Below are 22,605 nucleotides of genomic sequence, written 5' to 3'. Positions count from 1 at the left end.
GTGCGAGAGGGGCGACGCGGCAATCTCGTAGCCAATGCATATTTGATTGGCAAGGCGGTCATTAACGCGACGAGATTGCACGCTATCGCTCGCAATGACATTTTTATTAACTCGCCGCAGGGCTAAGCCTCGCCACAAACATAGTATCCGCCTTACGCTCATATCCTTTCAATACCGCTTTTTCCTGCAGCTTCAAACCAAGTTCATTCACAAGGTAATCAACCACATCCTCATTCTCGCCTTTAAAGGCCGAGCAGGTGATATAGATTAGTGGTTTGCCAGGCTTAAGGTATTTCACCACATTTTGGGCGATGCTTTTTTGAAGCTTCTGAAAAAACTCTATTTTATGGGTATCAAACTGGGCTATCATTTCGGGGGTACGTCCCCAGGTGCCCGATCCGCTGCAGGGGGCATCAAGGATGATCCCGTCGAAAGCGTAATCATGCATCACCGAATCGATGTTTTGGGTAAGGTCGAGGGCTTTTTTCTGATATTTGGTTAAGCCGGCGAGTTGAAAGCGCTCATCAAGATTGGCCAGTATAGATTCGCGGATATCGGATACCACCAGTTTGATATTAGGCTCATCTTCATGCAGCAATAACGATTTACCACCCGATGCCGCGCAGGCATCCCACCAGCTATCCCAGCGCTGAGGCCTAAAATAGTTACCTGTTTGCTGTGATGAATAGTCCTGCACCTCAAACCAGTGCTGCTTGGCAAATATGGTTTCGAGACGTGTACCATTTGGCAGCGAATAACAGCCGTTGCCCTCATCCTTGAAAACAACCTGTGCTTTGGTTAGTTCGGCTTTTACCAAATGATCATAACCGTTACGCACGCGGATAAACAGATCGGGCTGGCAAAAAAATGATTTCAGAAAAGCTTCTTTATCAATCCCCTCCGAAAGCTGGCTGCTCCATGGGAAAACATCTTCCAGTTTAAAATCGGGGTAGGCGGTTTTTACAAGGGCGAGTTTATCATCGTCATTAAAACCTACACATACGGCCCATTCAGGCTTAAAGTTTTGCAGGTAGGAGTTGGTTTGGGTATTACATAAAAACTCGGCAACCAGCAGGCGCTCATCCTCAGGCAAATTTGGCAACGCCCTGCCCAGGCGAAAGTAGTTATATACCAACCTGTTGGCAACCCGCCTGTCGGTTGAGCCCATTTGTTTGTTTTGCCGGTAAAAGCCGGGTAAAAATTTACTTAGTGGCGTATCGGCAGGGTATTCACCCAAAATTCGCTGAAACGTTTTAAGCTGGTTTATGGCCTTCATTCTACCTGTTTTAACTCAAAGTTAGTGTACATTAATATATTTACGTGGGTGTTTATCCAGCCCAGCCCCGGTTTTTTTATAAAATGAAAGCTGTTATGCAGGCCGGTAAAATCGGTTTCATTTAATGAGGATAAACCTTTGTCGGCAAAAAGCTGCCTGCCAAAGTATAAGCCCTCATCAAAACCCTTAATGGCGTATTCGGTCGGTTCAACGTGATAAGCCCGTCGATAGTTACGTAAAAATGTTATTGTTGCCCCAGCTTTGTAATTTATTTTTTCGGTTGAGGTGATATATGTATTCAGGCGCTGTAAAAGCTGCGGTTTCAGGAAGCTGAATTTGTCCCAGCTTGGGTGCCCAAACACCATAACGGGGTAATGTTTGTTAAGGGTATCTAACGAGCGCAGGGTTACACCTAAAAAGGCCTGGTCGGTAGCAGGGATCACAAAAACATTCTTTTCGGTTTTGGAAAGCTGCTGCAGCAGGCTGCTCAGTTTTCCGCGTATAACATATACGTTGATAACCTTTACCTTCTTTTTGCTTAAGCTGTCAATAGCTTTTTTAAAATTAACTGCGTAATCATTTTCCTGGTTAAAGCCCGAACGCAGAATGAAGACTTTTTTAGGCTTAATTATTCTGTTGATATACTCAGCGGCTCCCCATGCATGATATTCCAGCGGTGGGATAACAGTGATCAGGTTTTTACTGTTGATAGTAGCCGGGTTAGCAGGCGACAGAGGCGACAGAATAAGGCCTTTTGAATAGGACAGCGCGCCCGAAAATGCTTTTATCCCATCCGGGAAAACAGGGCCCACTATCAAATCGCTTGAGCGAACAAACGGGTTTAAAGCCAGATCATGCGCTTGCATAGCCTCATCCCTTGAGTCAAAGATCTGCAGCTTGTAATTATTTCCGTAAGCGGTAAGTGAGTCAAGTGCAAGTTTAAAGCCCAGGTAATATTCAACAGCCATATTAGCCTGGCTCAGCTGTACAGGGCTATATTTTTGAGCCGGATTTAAATGTTCAAGCCCAAAAGGCAGGATCATGGCAATAGTAGCCACCTTTTGTTCCGGGGCTTTTACAGGAGGTTTATCTGCGCTGTTATCTGGCTTTTTTACGGTATTATCAGTTGGCTTTTTTACAGTAGTTGCTACCGGCCGCGTTTTTGGTGAACACGCGGCCAGCAGCAAGGCTATGCAAAAAAACGCTAACCACTTATTCCCACTCAATGGTGGCCGGTGGTTTTGAACTGATATCATATACTACCCGGTTAATTCCTTTTACGTTGTTGATGATCTCGTTGCTGATCTTAGCCAGCAGGTCGTACGGTAAATGGCACCAGTCGGCGGTCATCCCGTCAACCGATTCAACGGCACGCAGGCAAATCACGTTTTCGTAAGTACGTTCATCGCCCATTACACCTACCGATTGCACCGGTAAAAATATAGCGCCGGCCTGCCAAACTTTATCGTAAACCCCGGCAGCACGTAAATTGTTTATATAAATTGCATCAGCTTCCTGTAATATCGCCACTTTTTCGGGTGTGATATCGCCCAGGATCCTGATAGCCAGCCCCGGGCCCGGGAAAGGGTGGCGACCTAAAATATTTGGATCGATGCCTAAAGCTTTACCTACTTTCCTTACCTCGTCTTTAAACAAAGTGTTAAGCGGCTCAACAACTTTAAGCTTCATAAAATCGGGCAAGCCACCAACGTTATGGTGCGATTTGATAGTAGCCGATGGGCCTTTAACCGATACCGACTCAATAACATCGGGATAGATAGTGCCCTGACCAAGCCATTTCACATCCTGAACCTCGTGCGCAGCATCATCAAATACTTCGATAAACACGCGGCCGATAGCTTTACGTTTCTTTTCGGGATCGGTTAAACCGGCAAGCGCGTCATAAAAACGTTGCTTGGCGTCGATACCTTTTATGTTTAAGCCCATGTGTTTGTATGAATCAAGCACCTGCTCAAATTCATCCTTACGCAAAAGGCCGTTATCAACAAATATACAGTGCAGGTTTTTGCCGATAGCATGGTGAAGCAATACCGCCGCAACCGATGAATCGACACCGCCCGATAAACCAAGCACAACTTTATCATCGCCCAGTTTTTCGTGAAGAGCGGCAACAGTGGTTTCAATGAACGAATCGGGTGTCCAATCCTGTTTGCAGCCGCAAATATCAACCAAAAAGTTTTGCAGCAATTGCTTGCCATCAATACTGTGGGTAACCTCCGGGTGAAACTGGATGCCGTAAGTTTGGGTGCCTGTTACCTGGTAAGCGGCAACTTTAACGCTATCGGTGCTGGCAATTACCTCAAAGTTATCACCAATGGTAGCAATGGTATCGCCATGCGACATCCACACCTGTGATCCCCCGGGAACATCTTTAAATAAAGGATTATCCTGGTTGATATATTCGAGATTGGCGCGACCGTATTCGCGGGTGCTTGATGGCAATACTTCGCCGCCATGAAAATGGGCAACGTACTGTGCGCCGTAGCAAACACCTAAAATTGGGCGGGTGGTATGGAATTTTTCAAAATCGAAATGAGGAGCATTTTCCTGCCTTACAGAATAAGGACTGCCTGAAAGGATGATACCTTTTACAGTGCTGTCAATTTCGGGATAATGATTGAAGGGGTGGATCTCACAATAAATATTGAGCTCCCTGACACGGCGCGCTATAAGTTGGGTGAATTGCGAGCCAAAGTCAAGAATGAGGATTTTTTCTTGCATGGGCAAAGATAGGATTTTGATACGAGATGTGGGATATGAGATTTGAGAAATTCTGAACCGGAATTTATTGAATTAGGTAATTGACAGCATGCTATGCAAATTCAATAAATTCTTTAATTCAATAAATTCGAGTTCAGACAATTTAACTTGCGCTCATCTGTGATGAGTGCTTAAAATGGTTTCGCATTTGTAATGTGAGTCGCGATGCAATCGCTGAACCAAGTTAAGCACTCGTTGCAAACGAGCGCAAGGCTAAAATTGAACTTATTCTGAAAATTCTTTAATTCTGAAAATTCTGATTCAGACATTCTGATAATTCAACATCCAGTTAATGCCGTACTTATCGGTAAGCTCTGCGAAGTACGCTCCAAAAAACATATCGCTTAACGGCATACTTACCTTCCCTCCGGCCGAAAGCTCTTTAAACAAACGCTCGGTTTCTTCACGGCTTTCGGGTTCAACGTTGATGTGCATGTTGTTACCGGTTTGCAATTTAAAGCCCATGCTTTCCGGCGCATCGGTTGCCATCAGCACGTGGCCGCCCATAATGGTAAGTTCGCCATGGATGATCAATTTCTTATCAGCTTCGTTCATCCGGATCTCAGCTGGTAACTCTATATCACTAAAACGTGTAAGTTTTTTGCCGGTGAACTCGCCCTTAAAAACCTCTTTATAAAAGTTTAAAGCCTCTTCGGTATTGCCCGGGAAGTTTAAGTAAGTGGTAACCCTTGCCGCGTTGTTTGGCTTCAGGTCTTTCCTGATCTTGAAACCAGTGCTCAGGTAATGATCCAGGTTGCTTAAGCCGGCAGTGAAACCTTCCTGGAAGCCCATGCCAACAATGGTTTGCATCTCCTCCACTTTATCAAAATAAATATCTATGTTAACGATGGTGTGCTCGCCATTCTCAACAAAATTTTTCTCCCAGTTCATGACAGGAAAACTTGTATTTGTTACACCGTTTTCATCACTAAATGAAACTGCATTGGCAATCTTTTGCGGAACTACGATAGTTTTATATTCTTCCTTGCACCATGTTGGGTGTTCTGTGTGTTCAGGGCCAACCATCTGATACAGCCAGTAACCGCCTTCCCTGAAGTCCATAAATTTAGTTTCAGCGCGATATGGCTTAGGGGCCCACCACTGATCCAGGATCTCGCTTTCGGTCCACGCCTGCCATACTAAATTGATCGGTGCGTCAAAAGTTCTTATCACATTTAGCTTTTTGTTTTGCAGGTCTTGAGTAAATACAGCTTCGTTGTTTGTCATGATTGTTTGTTTTTTAGGTTTTGTAATACGTTATCTAACTGGCTAAAACGGGTTTCCCACAGCGCGCGGAACTGATCCATCCAAACATCCACTTCTTTCATTTTTTGAGCGTTAAAATGATAATAAATTTCGCGGCCGGTTTGTTTCTGGTTAACCAACTGGCATTCGCTCAGGATCTGGATATGTTTGGATACAGCCTGACGGCTGCTTTGAAAATGTTCGGCAATTGCGTTGGGCGTCATAGCCTGCAAAGCCAGCAGACTGATAATGGCCCTGCGGGTAGGATCGGCAATGGCCTGGAATACATCTCTTCTCATAAATTTTCTATTTGCAACCGTTCAATTGCAAATATATGTGCAATTAATCGGTTGCGGAAATTTATTTTGAAAAAAGTTCTCTCACTGCGTCATTGCGAGGAGCGAAGCAATCCCCTATAAACAGGGTCGCTATGCAAGGCCGCTCTGTAAAGTAGGGGATTGCTTCGTTCCTCGCAATGACGGGTGAAGAAGCCTTGCACCTGCGAGACTTATCCCCGGTTCAGACAATAAAAAAAGCCGCCCTCATCAGGCGGCTCTTCTCATTAAATATAAAAACTATTAAACACTTTTCTCTGCTTTAACAACCATGTGGATGCTCATGGGTTGTTTATTCATCTCTTTTTGGATCCTCGCACTTGTCGCATCATTATGATGGTTCAGGTGAGGGGCAATAACCAATGAAACTATCGACATTAACTTAATAAGGATATTCATGGAAGGGCCTGAAGTATCTTTAAACGGATCGCCCACGGTATCGCCTGTTACTGATGCTTTGTGCGGTTCGGATTTTTTGTAGAAGATCTCGCCGTTGATCTCACATCCTTTTTCAAATGATTTTTTGGCATTGTCCCATGCACCACCGGCATTGCTTTGGAAAATGCCCATCAGTACACCTGATACGGTAACACCTGCCAATAAACCACCCAACACTTCGGGGCCAAAGGCAAAACCAATAATAATAGGGGTGATCAGCGCGATCAAACCAGGGGCAACCATTTCGCGGATAGAAGCTTTGGTTGAGATAGCCACGCATTTTTCATATTCGGGTTTACCCTCGTAGGTCATGATACCCGGAATTTCGCGGAACTGGCGGCGTACTTCTTCAACCATGGCCATAGCGGCACGGCCCACTGCCGAGATACACAAAGCCGAAAAGATGAAAGGGATCATCCCGCCAACAAACAGGCCCGCCAGTACGTCGGCCTTATAAATATCAATATGCTCAATGCCTGCAACGCCCACAAAGGCGGCAAACAGCGCTAATGAGGTTAACGCCGCCGAAGCAATGGCAAAACCTTTACCTGTAGCAGCGGTAGTATTACCAACGGCGTCCAGGTTATCGGTACGGTGACGAACTTCTTCGGGTAGGCGGCTCATTTCGGCAATACCACCGGCATTATCCGCAATCGGTCCGAAAGCGTCGATAGCCAGTTGCATAGCTGTTGTTGCCATCATGCCGGCAGCCGCAATGGCTACGCCGTATAAACCGGCAAAATGATATGAACCATAAATACCCGATGCCAAAACAAGGATAGGCAGCACGGTTGATTCCATACCTACCGATAAGCCACCTATAATATTGGTAGCATGCCCGGTTGACGACTGCCTGATAATGCTCAATACCGGGCGTTTACCCATAGCTGTATAATATTCGGTGATGATTGACATTAGGGTACCTACCACTAAGCCAACTACTATTGACCCAAAAACGCCATTTTTGGTGAAGGGTACTACAGTAGCTTTTACAACACCGTTAACTTCGTCACGCACCATGTGAAATTCGCCTGACGGCAACATCCATTGTACAACAAAATAAGTAGCAATAGCAGTTAATATAATTGACGCCCAGTTACCTATGTTCAGCGCATTTTGCACGCTGTCGGTTTCTTTTTTAATTTTTACAAGTGATGCGCCAACGATTGAAAATATCAATCCAAGACCGGCAATAACCATCGGTAACAATACCGGGGCTATACCGCCAAAATTATCGTGTGATACAATTTCGCGGCCCAGTACCATGGTAGCCAGCATGGTGGCTACATATGAGCCGAAAAGGTCGGCGCCCATACCTGCAACGTCGCCTACGTTATCTCCTACGTTATCGGCAATGGTAGCGGGGTTACGCACATCATCTTCAGGGATTCCTGCTTCAACTTTACCTACAAGGTCGGCACCTACGTCGGCCGCTTTGGTGTAAATACCGCCGCCAACACGGGCAAACAGCGCTATGGATTCGGCCCCTAACGAAAAGCCTGCAAGTACGTCAAGCGCTTTTGCCATAGCCTCGCCGTTAACGGTACTGCCTGCTACCTTAACAACATAAACCTGGTAAAAAACAATAAAAAGCGATCCCAAACCAATGATGGCCAAACCGGCAACACCCAGACCCATCACGGTACCGCCAGTAAAGGATACCCTTAGCGCTTGCGCCAAACTGGTACGCGCAGCTTGTGTGGTACGCACGTTAGCTTTGGTAGCAATACGCATCCCCAGGTAACCTGCAAAGGCCGATAGAAACGCGCCTATCACAAATGATATGGCTATAACCGGGCTTGAAGTGGCAACCGTTGTGCCCGACCATGCCAGTAATAACCCGGCAACAGCCACAAAGCCGCCAAGCACTTTCCATTCGGCACGTAAAAAGGCCATAGCGCCGTCGGCTATGTAACCGGCAAGTGTGGCCATATCGCCGTCACCAGCATCTTGTTTGGTAACCCAGGCCGCTTTAATGGCCATAACAAAGATCCCGATGAGCCCAAAAACAGGAATTAAATAAATTAAGTAATTGTTCAGAAAATCCATATCACAAATTTAGTTTAGTAAGTAGGTGCCATTTGGTTTTAACAGCGATTAATAATTGGTATTGCAAAATAGTAAATTTATTTATTTACAATGCTCAACCCTAATATTAAAGTTTTTTGAATAGTTTAGAGATTTAAACCCTAAAACAATATATGGCGAAAAACTCATCGCAACCCAAAATGAAACACGAGCTGAGCTTGCTGGATGGTACCATGCTGGTATCAGGCTCCATGATAGGCTCAGGTATATTTATTGTTAGTGCCGATATTACCCGTAACGTAGGCTCGGCCGGCTGGCTTATAGCTATCTGGATTATTACCGGCTTCATGACCCTTACCGCCGCCCTCAGTTATGGCGAATTAAGCGGTATGTACCCAAAAGCAGGCGGACAATATGTTTATTTAAAAGAGGCGTACAACAAGCTCGTTGCGTTTTTATACGGCTGGAGTTTTTTCGCGGTGATCCAAACCGGTACCATTGCTGCCGTAGGAGTTGCCTTTAGTAAATTCACGGCTTATTTAATACATCCGTTTAGCGAGGATAATATATTATGGAAGCTGCAAACGGGGGTAACATCAACCGGCGATCCAAAGTTTTTTACCATAAGCGCTGCACAGGTAGTATCTATTATATTGATCATTATCCTTACTTATGTAAACACACGTGGTGTAAAAGGCGGAAAGCTGATCCAGACCATTTTTACATTAACTAAGCTCATTAGCTTATTCGGGCTTATTGCCTTTGGCTTGCTGGCCTTTAAAGCTGATATATGGCACGCCAACTGGACAAACGCCTGGGATTTGCATAACCTTAATAAGGATGGCAGCATTACCTCCCTTACTACCGGTACCGCCCTTGGTGCTATAGCCGCAGCTATGGTAGGTTCTATCTTCAGCAGCGATGCGTGGAACAGCGTAACCTTTGTGGCCGGCGAAATGAAAAACCCAAAACGCGATGTGGCTTTAAGTATGATGTGGGGAACTATCATAGTAACCTTTATTTACGTTATGGCCAACGTGGTTTATACCGGCGTATTGTCGTTACATGAAATTACTATTGCCGACAAGGATAGGGTAGCTGTTGCTGCTTCGCACGTTATTTTTGGTAATATCGGCACTTATATAATTGCCATAATGATCATGATATCAACGTTTGGCTGTAATAACGGTTTGATCCTTTCGGGGGCAAGGGTTTATTATACTATGGCTAAGGATGGGCTGTTTTTTAAGCAAACCGGCAACCTCAATAAATTCGGCGTGCCGCAGTTTGGGCTGTGGATCCAGTGCGTAGTTGCTTCATTGCTGTGCCTGAGCGGCCGTTATGGCGATTTGCTGGATATGATCTCGTTTGTGGTAGTTGTATTTTATGTGTTAACCATATTGGGCATATTTATTTTACGTGCAAAAATGCCGAACGCCGAGCGACCTTATAAAGCGATAGGGTACCCCATTTTGCCTGCCCTGTATATTATTATGGGTATAGCATTTTGCATCCTGCTGCTTATTTATAAACAAAGCTTTACACTTATCGGGCTTGGAATTGTACTGATAGGTTTACCAATATATTATATTTCGCAACGGAACGTTAAACAAGAGGATGAGGCGCTTACTGGTAATTAGTTTTTTACTTATAGCAGGAACTGCCAGGGCACAAAACCTGCAGCAAAAAATATCAAATGCTTTTAACCGTTTGCAGGCCGATAGTCAGTGCAGTTATGCATCGGTATCATTAACCGTACTTGATGCTAAAACCGGCGAACAGGTATTTGGCGGCAATCCTAATATGGGTTTAGCCACGGCTTCAACGCTTAAAACCATCACCAGTATTACGGCATTTAATATTTTAGGTCCCGATTTTCAGTATCAAACACAATTAGGTTATACCGGTGAGATGGGTGCGGACGGCACCCTTACCGGCGATATCATTATTAAAGGCGCCGGCGACCCAACCCTGGGCAGCTGGCGCTATGAACAAACCCGGGAAAGCCATGTACTTTCCCTCATGAGCGCGGCATTGCAAAAGGCGGGCATCAAAAAAATAAACGGCCGCATCATTGGCGACGATAGTATCTTCGGTACACAATCTATCCCCGAAGGCTGGATCTGGCAGGATATCGGCAATTATTATGGGGCCGGCACATCGGGCCTTTGCTGGCGCGAAAACCAGTTTGATATTAAGCTTCGTACCGGTGTTGCTGGCAACCCGGTTGGTATAGCCCGTACCGTGCCGCTGATGCCGTATCTCAGCTTTAAAAGCGAGCTGATTAATGGTTCGGCAGGCTCGGGCGATAACGCTTATGCCTTTTTGCCGGTTGGCAGTAAGGTAATGTACCTGCGGGGCAGCTACGCCATTGATCAGGATAAAAAAAGTATTTCGGCTGCCTTGCCCGATGCTGCTTATGATGTAGCATTGCGGCTAAATGATACGCTCAGGAGCCTGGGCATCACCATCGGTAACGAACCTGAATCGGCCGCCACATTAAGTGCCAAAGGTTTGCCTTTACCGGTAATAGCCAAAAATCTGACTACTATTTTATCGCCGCCTTTAAGCAGGATAGTTTACTGGCTTAACCAAAAAAGTATTAACCTGTATGCCGAGCAATTGCTTAAAACCATAGCCTGGGAACAAGGCCGCAAGCCTACAACCGCCAACGGTGTAGATGAGGTGCAAAAGTTTTGGGCAGCCAAAGGGATAGATACGAGGAGCATAAATATTTATGATGGCAGCGGCCTTTCGCCCGGCGACAGGGTAACCACGCTAACGCTGGCCCGCATCCTGCAATCGGCAAAAAAGGAAACCTGGTTTGCTGATTTTTATACAAGCTTACCTGTTTATAACGATATGAAAATGAAAAGCGGCAGTATCAACAACGTGTTGTGTTATGCCGGTTATCAAACCAAAAACGGCAGGGAGCTTTGTTTTTCTATCATGGTTAATAATTTCAGCGGATCGGGCAGGACTATAAAAGAAAAAATGTTCAGGGTGCTGGATGAGCTTAAGTAGCCCCCTGAATGAGGAGTTTTAATATTTAAACCTAATTACTTATACAATTAATGAAAACCTGCTTTACAATACTGCTGATGCTATGTAGTGCTGCATTATTTGCGCAATCAGCCGAAAAGCTTTACGGTAATTGGATCAAGGTGCGTACCATTTATAAAGATGGCAGTGAACTTAATGATTACGACCTGATAAAGTATAACTATACAAAATTTAGCTTTAGTAAACCGGATAAATGCACCATAGCATTATCATATGATCAATGGGGCGAGCCTGTACATTTTATGCTTGGTTTTGATGAATTGTTTATAAAAAATGATAAGGAATTTGTATTAAACCAGCTTCATATAGTAAAATTTAGTGCTGATACCATGATACTGATGCAGCAAAATAACGGAAGCTGGGATGATCCGGCCTGTATCAAGTTTTATTATGTGCCCGAGAGCGCCTTTCAGAAAGCTAATCCATTAACTGCAGATGATATTGTATCGGTAAAAGGGACTGATACACTTTACAGGGCAAGTGAAAAATTATATGCCGGCTTTAATGGAGATGCATCTTTTCATATGCTGGAACAAAGCGCGCTCGGTGATTTGCATGGCGAAACACCTTTGAAAAACCACTTTTTGGCAACCTTTATCATCAACAAGGATGGTACAGCTGATAGCCTTAAAATTGTAGAAGGTATAAACCCCGATTTTGATAAACAGTACATAAAAACATTTTTAAAGTTAAAAAATCACTGGGTACATGCAACGCACAATGGTAAAGCTGTAAGTGTTCAGATGAAGGATGAGTTCAGGTACCTGTCATCGGCGCCTGATTTTTTTGAAAGGGCTAAACCCGGTATGCTGGCCGATGAGGAAATGAAAGCCGGTAACTACAGTTTGGCGATAATAAATTATACAAAAGCTATAAGAAATAGTCCCTATGCAGGTGAGTACTATTACAAAAGGGCATTTTGTTATTTGGCAACCGACGATGCTGCAGATGCATGCAGTGATCTTCAAAAAGCAAAGGAACTGGGAACTTATGCAGCCAACGGTTTAATTAAACGGTTTTGTCAATAACTAAAACAATGTACTTTATAATTTGGCGTTTTTATAGTTAGATTTACTGTTATAAGCCTAATTATGAAAATCTTAACCTTAACACCTCATAAGCCAATAAGTTATGCTCCCGGATTGATAAGCCTGGTATTATTACCTGTGTTTTGCATGCTGTTTTTGTATCAGCATAAAGTATTTACGCCGCGAAACTGTATAGATGTGGTAATGTTTGACCCTTCATGGCCCCAATTGTATCCCTCAAAATATCAGTTTAAATTTCCACCGGAAAGAAGTTATATCAACGTTAATTTAACAGGAAATACCGGAAGCGATAAATCCTTACTTGATTTTGCACGTTTGGAGATCAGGGGGATGCTTAAAGCAAAAAATACTACACTTGGTGTCCGCTTCCATTTCGGCAATAAATCGCAGTATTGGACTTTCGTGAACGCACTCGATATTTGTTATACCGAAAAGGCATTATCATGGATAGCTTACCAGGATAATATTTACGTTTTATATGTAAAACCCCGATATTAGTATCAGTTGAAGAATATATAAACCAATGAAAAAATTCAATGTCCCCCTGGTATTGCTTTTGATAGTATTAATGGTTGCCTGCAAAAGAAAAAACAGTTCAAATGATGATGTTCAATCTGTCAAATTCAAATTTACAGAGCTTGGCCGTGAAACCCAGTTCAGGATCACCTGCGATAAGTTTGACTATTATTTCCCCGAAGGGAAAGAAAAACACTTTGATAAAAAGCCGGGGATTGATAGTGTGATGCAGTTGCTAACAAGCATGAAAACGGTAAGCGACGGTACGGAGCCGGATGTAAGGGGAAAGATCTATATTACCCATGCCACTAAAGCTGTCGACACCGTATGTGTTGGCGTTAAAGCACTCAGTTACAAAGGTTCAATTTATGAAACACCACCGGAGTTGCTGGTGTTGATACAGAAGTAGGTTTTTTCTTATTGAGTTTTGAATGGAAAATGCTTTCAGTGACTGTAATGTTGAGTAGGTAAAATCCATGGCCTTTGAAGGGGGAAAATGACATTTAGCCCTTTGTCATGCTGAGTGTTTAAATCCATAAGGCTCTGTGCAATGACATCTCCATCCGTCATTGCGAGGAACGAAGCAATCCCCGACAGGCAGGTAAAAGGCTTTTTTCTATGGACTTAAATCGTCGCGCTCTTGGCCGCGCGGGGCCAGATACTTTTGTCTTGACACAAAAGTATCCAAAAAGTCAAGTCAGCAGGTAGGCTTCTTTGCCCACAAGCCTTTGCCCTGCAAACCGGGCAGAACCACGGGCTGCAATTATTTTGCCCTGCTGCGCTCACACTTTCCCAATGCTTCTGCAAAAACTTGCTATGCCCCTTCCTGCACACAAGGCCTCCATTGTTCTGCCCGCTTTCGCCCGAAGCTTACCTGCTGACAGGAACATTCTTTATTTATCATGTCATGGGTAGGTACGAAGCATCTTCTTCGCCCTGCATAGCGCCCATGCTTGTTGAAGAAGATTTTTCGTACCTTAGGATGACAAAGAATTATGGGTTCAATCAAATCCATAAATAAAATATTCCCTTTACTTTACCTCATCCAAAACAATACCCCTGCAGCCTTTAGCGCAAACACAGGCTTTACCTGCACATTTGTTTAATTGCCACAAGTCCAGGCAGCGAATAGTTTGATTGGCGGTTTCCTGTAATGCTTCGCTGATATGAGCGGCGTGTTGTGGAGGTGATGAGGGAACATTGGCCAGCTTAATACCAAACTGCGCTGCAGCTTCCTTATCAATATGATCGGTACCGGACGAACGGGTGACAATATATTTAATACCGGCTGCCGCAAGCTTTTCCATTACATCGGCAGGCACCTCGTCATTAACAGATATAATAGCTGCTGTTTTTCCCTGGGCAAATATGGCAGTGTCAGGATTGAGGTTGTTTGATATCAGCGTAATCTCATGTTTTTTACGGTTGGCTATCGCCAGGAATTCTTTTTCAAAGGGCTTAATGTTGTAGGCTATCGCTTTCATCCGTGATCTGTTAGTTGAACAAAGGCAAAGCTATCCTTAGGCCTCCATCCCGGGAATGAGCAGGATCAGCTAAAAAAGTGACGCCGGTCAGTTTTTCATTTTGGCAAGCCGTTCGGGCGAGAGTATCGTGATCTGGCTGCCTTTTTTATCAATGAGGCTTTCATCCTTAAAATCGGTAAGGGTACGGCTTACGGTTTCGGTTGCCACCCCGGCCATAGCTGCAAGGTCCTCGCGCGAAATTTTGAAATCCTCTCCCTGCTGTTTATGCAGGCGCATCAGCGTATCGGCCATTCTTTTCCGTACGGAGTTATAAGCAAGCTGCAATAGTTGTTCTTCCCTGTCGCGGATATGGTTGGAGAGCAGTTTGATAAACTCGCGGGCAACATCCGGATATAAATTGAGCAGGTTATCCAGCTGGTCTTTAGGGATCAGGCACAGCAGGCTATCCTCCATGGCTGTTGCCGTATCTGTATATGCCTCGTTCGAGAGCATGGCATTCACCCCCAGGTATTCTTCGGCCAAGTGGATGGCGGTCATCAGCTCACGGCTGTCGTTTGCCAGTTTAACGGTTTTAACCCTGCCTTTCAATATCAGGTACAAGCCATTCCCTTTATCACCATCATAATAAATAACCTGGTCTTTTTTAACCAGGCGTGCCTTGCGCTCACCAATAATGCGTTTCAATTCGGCGAGGCCGTTGCTTTTTGATACAATAGAACTCAAATTTTCAAGCGACTGGCTATAAAAGCTTTGTTGGGCGGTTTTTTTCCGGAGCCTGCTTTCAATAGCGCTCAGCAGTTCAATATCGTCAAAAGGCTTGGTGAGGTAATCATCGGCACCCATTTCCATGCCTTTGCGCTGGTCGATACGTTCGGCTTTGGCTGTTAAAAATATGAAAGGAATGGCGGCCGTTTCGGGATTTTTGTTTAGCATGAATAAAACTCCATAACCGTCAAGTTCGGGCATCATGATATCGCAAAGGATCACATCGGGCAGGTTTTTGACAGCCAGTTCAACACCCCTTTTGCCATTATCTGCCTCAAATACAGTATAACCGGCCAGCTCCAGTATTTCAACCACGTTTTCGCGGATGTCGTTATTATCTTCAATGATCAGGACTTTTTGGCTCATGAGGCAGGGAATAAAATGGTGAATAAAGCGCCCTCGTTTACGTTGCTCTGAAAATCGATCCGGCCGTTCATAAGGGCGGTATACCGGGCTACAATATTAAGCCCCAGGCCGGTACCGGGGATATTACCTGTATTGTGCGCCCTGAAAAAGGCCTCGAATAAATGCTTCTGATCGCTTTCCGGAATGCCTATGCCGTTGTCTTTTATGGTAACAGAACAGCCGGAAGCATTTATCTCGGTATTGAATTCAATAAAGCTGTTTTCGCCCGAATATTTGATGGCATTGGTAATGAGGTTGATAATGCAGTTTTTGAGCAGGTTAATATCAAGCTGCACCAAACTGTTTGTGCCGGTATGCTGATAAAGGATATTTTGATTTTGCTTGGCCATAAGCTGCATTTCTTCGGTTATTTCTTCGGCCAGCTTAACCAGGTCAAACGTAGTATATGATGGTTCAACACGCCCGGCTTCCAGTTTTTCGAGCGAAAGAAAATCGTTCAGAATAGTGGTGAGGTTACCAACCGCGTTTTTGATCTTATTAACATGCTTGCCTATTTGCGGGCTCTGTAAGGGCCCGGCATACTTATCAATAAGCGAAGCCGATAGTTGCACAGCACTCAGTGGTGTACGAAACTCATGCGAGGCCATGGATACAAAGCGGCTTTTCAACTGCCCCAGTTCTTTCTCTTTTTCGAGCGATTGGCTTACTTCCTCCTTTGCTTTTTGCAGCTCAAGAACAGATTGTTTTAATGACAGGGTGCGTTCTTCTACCACTTCTTCCAGGTGGGATGCATATTCCTTAAGTTTATCCTCGGCTTCTTTTTCACGGCTCAGATCATGTATAAAACCGGTATATATTTTACGGCCCGAAAAATTCACATCACTAACGCCAAGTCTGAACGGAAATTGGGTGCCGTCCTTGCGCAGGCCTGTTACTTCGCGCCCGATGCCGATGATATGCGCCTTGCCGGTAGTTTGATAACGATTGATATAATGATCATGTTCCTGCCTGTAAGGCTGAGGCATCAATATCGATACGTTTTTACCGATAACTTCCTGCGGATCGTACTGAAACAGTTTGCATGCCGATGGGTTGATGGATTCTATATTCCCCCGTTCGTCAATGGTAATAATACCATCGATGGCGTTTTCAATAATGGCTTTTAATAAGGCAGCATTTTCCATAAAAAATGTTTGGGGGAATTGTCAATTTTTACAAATATCAAAATTGATATGGACTATTTTGTCCTAAAGATTGCGTATCTTAATTTAAACCAAAAATAGACCTGTTTTGTAAGAGGAAAGTTACCAGCAGTTAACTTTGAGTTTATGTGCTAAGACGTTATTTGCGCCTTGTTAAAAAACAGCATATGAAAAAACTCCTGCTACTAACAATGCTCGGTTTAGGTGGTTTAAGTGCTTCTGCACAGGCCCCGGCCCCCGTCAAAAATACCACCCCCACTGATTATGTGAAAATTAAAAACTACGGCCTGCTTAGCCTGTTTGAGCAGGACGCCGAAGTAAGCACTTTACTTAAAAACGATCCCGAACTGGCACAGCTTACGCAGAAAAAGTTAAGTGCCCTTGGTACCTCCCTTACTGATTGTAAAGATGCATCATGCTTAACAGCTGCGGTGAAACTAACCGACGATGATATCAAAGCCGTGAGCGACCGTCTTACAACGTTATACAAAACAGGCACCGCGCTTGACCGGATGGTTAAATCAAAGCTGATCCCATCGGGTGCTTACAGCTTGTATAAAAAATTATCGCCCCAGCAATTGGTTATAAAAGCATGGGAGCAGGACGCAGGCAGCATCAATTATACCATCGCGGTTTATGCCGAAGGTAAAAAGCCTAATTACCCGCAAATAGATTCTATCGGCTATAACGTTAAAGCGAGAGCGTATTACACACTGATGTACGATGCTACTGCTACGCTGATAGGGGATGTTAAAGGAACAAAACTATTTTTTGAACCGGCCATGCAGGCGGCCTTGCTTTATCTGCAGATCAATGAAAGGCAGGATCCGGCCAATTATGAGCCGATGGAGCTAAATGCAAATAAAGCTGCTGTAACCCGTGCCAAAACTATTAAATGGGCCAATTATCCATACTCCAATATCCTGGTACCCGGAGCCGGCCCTGATAATTTAACATCGCCGCTGAGCGGGGAGGGGATGCTGCGCTGCAGGCTGGCCGTACAGGAATATAAGCTGGGTAAAGCGCCATTCATTATTGTATCGGGTGGTAAAGTGCATCCGTATAAAACAAAATACAACGAGGCGGAAGAAATGAAGGTTTATTTGATGAAAACCCTTCACATGCCCGAAAATGCGATCATTATTGAACCACACGCACGCCATACCACTACCAATATGCGCAACAGCGCCAGGCTTATTTATAAGTATGGGATTCCTGCTGATAAGCCGGGCATTGTGGTAACCGATAAATCACAAACTGATTTTATCATGAACATGGATTCCCGCTGCCAAAAGGAACTGAACTATGTGCCTTACAAACTGGCTAAGCGTAATTCTGAAACCGAAGTTGAATATTACCCGGTTGAAGAAGCCAAACAAATTGATCCGGACGAACCACTTGATCCCCGTTAATTATTATATAAAAGCTGAAAGCCGAATGCACAAAGCTTAAGGCTAATGGCTTGATTAATTACTTTATGTGGAATTAATAGAAAATCATGCAAAAACTTACTTTAATAACGATAGCTGCTGTTTTAGGTATTGGCAGCATTACCACCGGGACAATTGATCATAAACTTAACCGCGCCATAACTATCGATTCGTTAGGCGCCTGCCAGGGTATCTCCTACCAAAGCGGCCGGATATTTTTATATGGCGACAGAGAGGTAGGGATGATCCGCGAGTTTAAGCTGGAAAACGATAGCCTGGTATATCAGCATAAGGAATACAAGCTAACCCAAAACGGGGAGGATGTTATTAACCACCCAACAGGTATAGCCTATAATAACGATAAAGGTCCAACTTTTATAGGTAATTCAATCCGCCTTAATGCTGCGGGCAGCCAGTGGAGAGCCGTAATTTACAATGTAAACTGGAAAGGTTTACTTAAAACCGGCACGCTTGATGGCAATTTGATCAATACTATTGAGGACGACGCCTGCATTCAGGGTACCCGTCCGGAATATGTAAAATATAATAATAAGTGGTATGTAGCTACTGCAGATTATGGGGATCATGGCAACGAAGTGCGTTTATACGACCCCGAAAAGCTGGCCAAAGCCAAAAGCACTAAGGAGCCTGGCGTGCTTTACAAAAAGTTTACATGCACACCCTGGGTACAAAACCTGTTCTGGAAGGCTGATAAAGGCGTTTTAGTGCTTATCCAGAATAAGCTTGAAGGCAGGCAATGGCGGTTTACCTATGTTGATCTTAAAAAATCAATTGAAGCAGGTAAACAAGTGGTGTTGAGCCAGGTTGACGGAATAGACAGGGCTGATGAGCTGGAAGGTTTTTCATTACTCGATGGTGATGAAAAGGGAATAGCAGTAACCTCATCACGCAAAAATAACGTGAATTTTACCAGCACTTCATGGTAATATAGAAGAATTGACCAAAGTAAAAATGCCTGCAAACGGGCAGGCATTCTTCATTTTTTGTTAATGTAAATTTAACGCTAAAGTATCCTTTGGTTAAGATAACTGGTTTAGCTTTGCTGCCATTATTACAATATTAATAACTCTGTATTAATATTATTTAATGATAATGCAATGATAATTATTAAATTATTAATTTTTTGCTTACGTCTTTAAAAATAATCGCCTATGTAACATTAACTTCAACTTAACATCGAGCTCGGCGATAAAACTAAGAACCGGTGAATGCGCTAACACTCACGCGGTCCGGGATAATTGTCAAATAACTCAGAAGCGGTCCAAGGCTTTAAGTCATTTCTTTCAACAATCAATTTTAAAAGTATGAATAAAAAGATTAATCCAAATCTTTTAAGCAGGTTTTTTTTAATTCCTGTTTTATTTTTACTGGTTTTGCTAAAACCTTTTATCTCAAACGCTTCGGCAAAAAATATATTATATAACGCCGCAACGCAAATTACCGGTACTGTTACCGACGAAACTAACCTTCCTTTACCTGGTGTATCGGTTAGGATTAAAGGCTCTGACAAGGGCACTGCTACCAACACAAATGGTAAATATACCATCTCGGCCGAAGAAGGCGCTGTGTTGCTTTTTAACTTTATTGGTTATGAACAAACAGAAGTAACTGTTGGCAGCTCATCAACCATCAACGTAAAGATGAAGCCAAAGTCAAACATGCTTAACGAGGTTGTAGCCATCGGTTACCAAACCATCCGTAAAAGCGATGTTACCGGTTCTATCGCCAGTGTAAAAGCCAGCGATCTTAACCTTTCTGCCCCGTCATTAGGCCAGGCCCTTGCCGGTAAAGTGTCAGGTGTTCAGGTATCGCAAACCAGCGGTGCGCCTTATACAAGCACCAAGATCAGGGTAAGGGGTATCGGCTCGTTCAATGCCAGCTCTGATCCTTTATATGTAATTGATGGCTATCCTGCAGGTAATGATATTTTCATTAACCCTGATGATGTAGAAAGCATCGACATTTTGAAAGATGCTGCATCTGCTGCTATCTACGGTTCACGTGCATCGGGCGGTGTTGTGCTCATCACTACCAAAAAAGGTAAAGAAGGTAAAGGCCGTTTCGAGTATGATGTACAAACAGGGGTTGACCAGCTTGCGCACAAAGTAAAACTGCTTAATGCCGATCAGGCAGCCCTGTTGGTTATCGACGGTCGTAACAATGCTTACCATGACCTTTGGGTAAATTCAGGCCACACCTGGAACGATGCCATGTACTCTGATCCTAACACCACCCGTGTTGCCAATGTTGGTAATACAGGCAGCGTGAGTATCCCTGATGGTTTATATAACTTTGCTTCACAAACTCCAATCAAGCAATCTGTAAATACCGATTGGCAGGACGAATTGTACCATAACGTAATTTTCCAGAAACACACCTTATCGTTTTCGGGGGCTTCAAATGGTATTCGTTACTATGTAAGCGGTTCATATCAAAACAATCCGGGTATCATTGTATCAACAGGTCAGCAGCGTTATAACTTCCGTACTAATGTTGATGGTGATGTAAGCAAACGCATCCATATCGGCGCTAATATATCATATACTCAAAATACCAACCAGGAAACGCAGGAAGGCCGTTTTGACCATGGCCCTATATTAGGTGCATTGATCTACATGCCTTATTTGCCTGCTTATAATGCTGATGGTTCTTTACAAACAAACGTTGAAGCTGCCGGCTCTACTCAATATGGTTACCAGGGTATCGAAAACCCGGTTGCATTGGCCGAGCGCGTTAAAATTAACAGAAAAGGATACCGCAGCACTTATAACGCTAACGTAACGTACAATATATTGCCGGGCTTTGATTTTAAAACCAACCTGGGTACACAACAATATACCGAAAAGTACGATTATTATTATCCTACCACATTGAGCAGCGGTACTTTCGCCCCGGGCTCACAACAATCTATTTTAGCAGCCAACGCACAGGCATCAAACCTGATCACGCTTGACAGGCTTGCTGAGTTTACCCTAAACTATAAAAAGGATTTTGGTAAACATCATTTTGACGCCCTGGCCGGTTATACCGCACAACGCACCACTAACGATTATATCAGTGTAAAAGCAAACGGCTTCCAGAATGATAATATTCCTGAAATATCAAACAGGGGAGCTCTTGCTGCTAACTTTAGCTTAAACTCGGCATACAAAAATGCTTATACCTTGCTATCATACCTTGGCCGTGCCAACTATAACTATGCAGGTAAATATTTCTTAACTGCATCGTTCCGTGCCGATGGTTCTTCACGTTTCGGCCCTGCAAACAAATACGGTTATTTCCCTTCAGTTGCTGCAGGCTGGAACCTGTCTGACGAATCTTTTTACCATAACTTCTTAGGCGATCAATCAACAGTTAAGATCCGTGCAAGCTGGGGTAAAAGCGGTAACTTCAATATCGGTAACTACAATATTCAACAAACTTTGGCAAGCCCAACAGGTGTTGTACTTGATGGTAACAGTGCTGTAACGGCTACTTACCCGGGTGGTATTAAAGACAATACGCTGAGCTGGGAAACCACTTCACAGTACAATTTTGGTACTGATATCGGTTTGTTTAACGGTCGTTTACAAATTATTGCTAACTATTACCTGAGCTACTCATACAACTTGTTGTATAACCAGCCAATTTCGGCAATATCAGGCAGTACTACAATTTTAACCAACCTTCGCGACTCGAAGATCCGTAACACAGGTTTCGATTTACAATTGGATGGTAAAATAATAAACACTAAAGATTTCACTTTTGGTGCAAGCGGTAATATTTCACTAAACCGTAATAAGGTTGTGAAATTGCCTGCCAACAATACTTTGATCATTAACGGTGCCGAGCGTTCATATCTTACCAGCATAACTACCCAGGGCCAGCCTATAGGTATGTTTTACGGTTTACAGGTTGGTGGCATAATCAATGCATCTAACCTTGGTAAAACCGCTCCGTCGGCTTCACAAACCAACCCTGCCAAAATAGGCGATCTTTGGTTTGTTGATACCAATAAAGACGGTGTTGTGAACGATGCTGATAAAACCATCATCGGTTCGCCATATGCTAAATTTACCTACGGCTTTGCTTTAAACAGTACCTACAAACGTTTTGATTTTGGTGCATCGTTCAACGGTTCATACGGCAACCAGATCCTTGATGGCCAGGATTATTACCTGTACAATGGAGAAGGTTCCGGTAACCAGTATGCTAACGTTGCACAACGTTACCGTAACGAAGCTGACCCGGGAGACGGTTCATTTTACCGCGCTTCACGTGCCGGTACACAAAGTAACAGTACACGTTTATCAACCTTCTACCTGCAAAGCGGATCGTACCTGCGTTGTACCAACCTTACTTTAGGTTATACATTGCCTAACTTTTTACAGCAAACTTTAGGCCTGAGCAAAGCACGCGTTTTTGCCAGTGTAGTGAATGCATTTACTATTACAAAGTACAAAGGTTATAACCCTGATGTTGACTATAACTATTCAGGCGCTGCTTCAAACAGCACGCAACCTCCCAACCTTGCGCCAGGTATCGATTATGGTACTTACCCGCTGGTTAGGTCATACAACTTAGGTGTTAATGTTACTTTTTGATAGATTTTTTAACGAGATACAGA

At 43.8% G+C, this 22,605-nt stretch carries 17 protein-coding genes; 8 read left to right on the top strand and 9 right to left on the bottom strand.

What is annotated here, in order from left to right:
• Positions 1–106 precede the first annotated feature (106 nt).
• The 6 genes from ACFFGT_RS21540 to ACFFGT_RS21515 all read right to left on the bottom strand — a co-directional run bounded on the left by ACFFGT_RS21540 (position 107) and on the right by ACFFGT_RS21515 (position 8,124).
• Entirely contained in the window at positions 107–1,276 is a 1,170-nt protein-coding gene (locus tag ACFFGT_RS21540; RefSeq protein ID WP_377024578.1) for an RsmB/NOP family class I SAM-dependent RNA methyltransferase, read from the bottom strand.
• Entirely contained in the window at positions 1,273–2,532 is a 1,260-nt protein-coding gene (locus ACFFGT_RS21535) for an ABC transporter substrate-binding protein (RefSeq protein WP_377024577.1), read from the bottom strand. The genes ACFFGT_RS21540 and ACFFGT_RS21535 overlap by 4 nt, the downstream gene beginning before the upstream one ends.
• The gene (gene guaA / locus ACFFGT_RS21530; RefSeq protein WP_377024576.1) at positions 2,489–4,018 is read right to left on the bottom strand and encodes a glutamine-hydrolyzing GMP synthase; all 1,530 of its coding nucleotides are present in this window, start codon (positions 4,016–4,018) and stop codon (positions 2,489–2,491) included. The genes ACFFGT_RS21535 and guaA overlap by 44 nt, the downstream gene beginning before the upstream one ends.
• Before the next feature lie 300 nt (positions 4,019–4,318).
• A complete protein-coding gene (locus ACFFGT_RS21525) occupies positions 4,319–5,284 on the bottom strand; it encodes an SRPBCC domain-containing protein (protein WP_377024575.1) in 966 nt (321 codons plus the stop codon).
• The gene (locus ACFFGT_RS21520; RefSeq protein ID WP_090528388.1) at positions 5,281–5,601 is read right to left on the bottom strand and encodes an ArsR/SmtB family transcription factor; all 321 of its coding nucleotides are present in this window, start codon (positions 5,599–5,601) and stop codon (positions 5,281–5,283) included. The genes ACFFGT_RS21525 and ACFFGT_RS21520 overlap by 4 nt, the downstream gene beginning before the upstream one ends.
• A gap of 279 nt (positions 5,602–5,880) precedes the next feature.
• Positions 5,881–8,124, bottom strand: coding sequence for a sodium-translocating pyrophosphatase (locus ACFFGT_RS21515; protein WP_377024574.1), 2,244 nt, complete (start codon positions 8,122–8,124; stop codon positions 5,881–5,883).
• A gap of 152 nt (positions 8,125–8,276) precedes the next feature.
• On the opposite strand from ACFFGT_RS21515, the gene ACFFGT_RS21510 reads away from it, so the two are divergent.
• The 5 genes from ACFFGT_RS21510 (at position 8,277) to ACFFGT_RS21490 (ending at position 13,140) form a co-directional block, all read left to right on the top strand.
• A complete protein-coding gene (locus ACFFGT_RS21510; protein ID WP_377024573.1) occupies positions 8,277–9,743 on the top strand; it encodes an APC family permease in 1,467 nt (488 codons plus the stop codon).
• Positions 9,721–11,127, top strand: coding sequence for a D-alanyl-D-alanine carboxypeptidase/D-alanyl-D-alanine endopeptidase (gene dacB / locus ACFFGT_RS21505; RefSeq protein WP_377024572.1), 1,407 nt, complete (start codon positions 9,721–9,723; stop codon positions 11,125–11,127). The genes ACFFGT_RS21510 and dacB overlap by 23 nt, the downstream gene beginning before the upstream one ends.
• A gap of 50 nt (positions 11,128–11,177) precedes the next feature.
• Entirely contained in the window at positions 11,178–12,194 is a 1,017-nt protein-coding gene (locus ACFFGT_RS21500; protein ID WP_377024571.1) for a hypothetical protein, read from the top strand.
• 63 nt (positions 12,195–12,257) lie between these two features.
• The gene (locus ACFFGT_RS21495; protein ID WP_377024570.1) at positions 12,258–12,713 is read left to right on the top strand and encodes a hypothetical protein; all 456 of its coding nucleotides are present in this window, start codon (positions 12,258–12,260) and stop codon (positions 12,711–12,713) included.
• 25 nt (positions 12,714–12,738) lie between these two features.
• The gene (locus tag ACFFGT_RS21490; protein WP_377024569.1) at positions 12,739–13,140 is read left to right on the top strand and encodes a hypothetical protein; all 402 of its coding nucleotides are present in this window, start codon (positions 12,739–12,741) and stop codon (positions 13,138–13,140) included.
• Positions 13,141–13,762: 622 nt separating this feature from the next.
• Here the strand turns inward: ACFFGT_RS21490 and ACFFGT_RS21485 are convergent.
• From ACFFGT_RS21485 to ACFFGT_RS21475, 3 genes are all read right to left on the bottom strand, one after another.
• On the bottom strand, positions 13,763–14,215 hold the full coding sequence (locus tag ACFFGT_RS21485; protein ID WP_377024568.1) for a Rossmann-fold NAD(P)-binding domain-containing protein: 453 nt from the start codon (positions 14,213–14,215) through the stop codon (positions 13,763–13,765).
• Between the two features lie 87 nt (positions 14,216–14,302).
• A complete protein-coding gene (locus tag ACFFGT_RS21480) occupies positions 14,303–15,346 on the bottom strand; it encodes a response regulator (RefSeq protein WP_377024567.1) in 1,044 nt (347 codons plus the stop codon).
• Entirely contained in the window at positions 15,343–16,530 is a 1,188-nt protein-coding gene (locus ACFFGT_RS21475; RefSeq protein ID WP_377024566.1) for a PAS domain-containing sensor histidine kinase, read from the bottom strand. The genes ACFFGT_RS21480 and ACFFGT_RS21475 overlap by 4 nt, the downstream gene beginning before the upstream one ends.
• A gap of 185 nt (positions 16,531–16,715) precedes the next feature.
• Between ACFFGT_RS21475 and ACFFGT_RS21470 the strand changes: the two genes are divergently transcribed.
• The 3 genes from ACFFGT_RS21470 (at position 16,716) to ACFFGT_RS21460 (ending at position 22,582) form a co-directional block, all read left to right on the top strand.
• Positions 16,716–17,960 carry a YdcF family protein gene (locus ACFFGT_RS21470; protein WP_377024565.1) on the top strand — a complete coding sequence of 415 codons (1,245 nt, stop codon included), beginning with the start codon at positions 16,716–16,718 and terminating at the stop codon, positions 17,958–17,960.
• Between the two features lie 86 nt (positions 17,961–18,046).
• Positions 18,047–18,925: a hypothetical protein gene (locus ACFFGT_RS21465; RefSeq protein ID WP_377024564.1), complete on the top strand. Its 879-nt coding sequence runs from the start codon at positions 18,047–18,049 to the stop codon at positions 18,923–18,925.
• A 378-nt stretch (positions 18,926–19,303) separates the two neighbouring features.
• On the top strand, positions 19,304–22,582 hold the full coding sequence (locus ACFFGT_RS21460; RefSeq protein WP_377024563.1) for a SusC/RagA family TonB-linked outer membrane protein: 3,279 nt from the start codon (positions 19,304–19,306) through the stop codon (positions 22,580–22,582).
• The last annotated feature ends 23 nt before the right edge of the window (positions 22,583–22,605 follow it).

The organism is Mucilaginibacter angelicae (assembly GCF_042434235.1).
Classification (GTDB): domain Bacteria; phylum Bacteroidota; class Bacteroidia; order Sphingobacteriales; family Sphingobacteriaceae; genus Mucilaginibacter; species Mucilaginibacter angelicae.
Note: the sequence above shows the minus strand (reverse complement) of the source record. Positions and strands in the feature narration are given on the sequence as shown.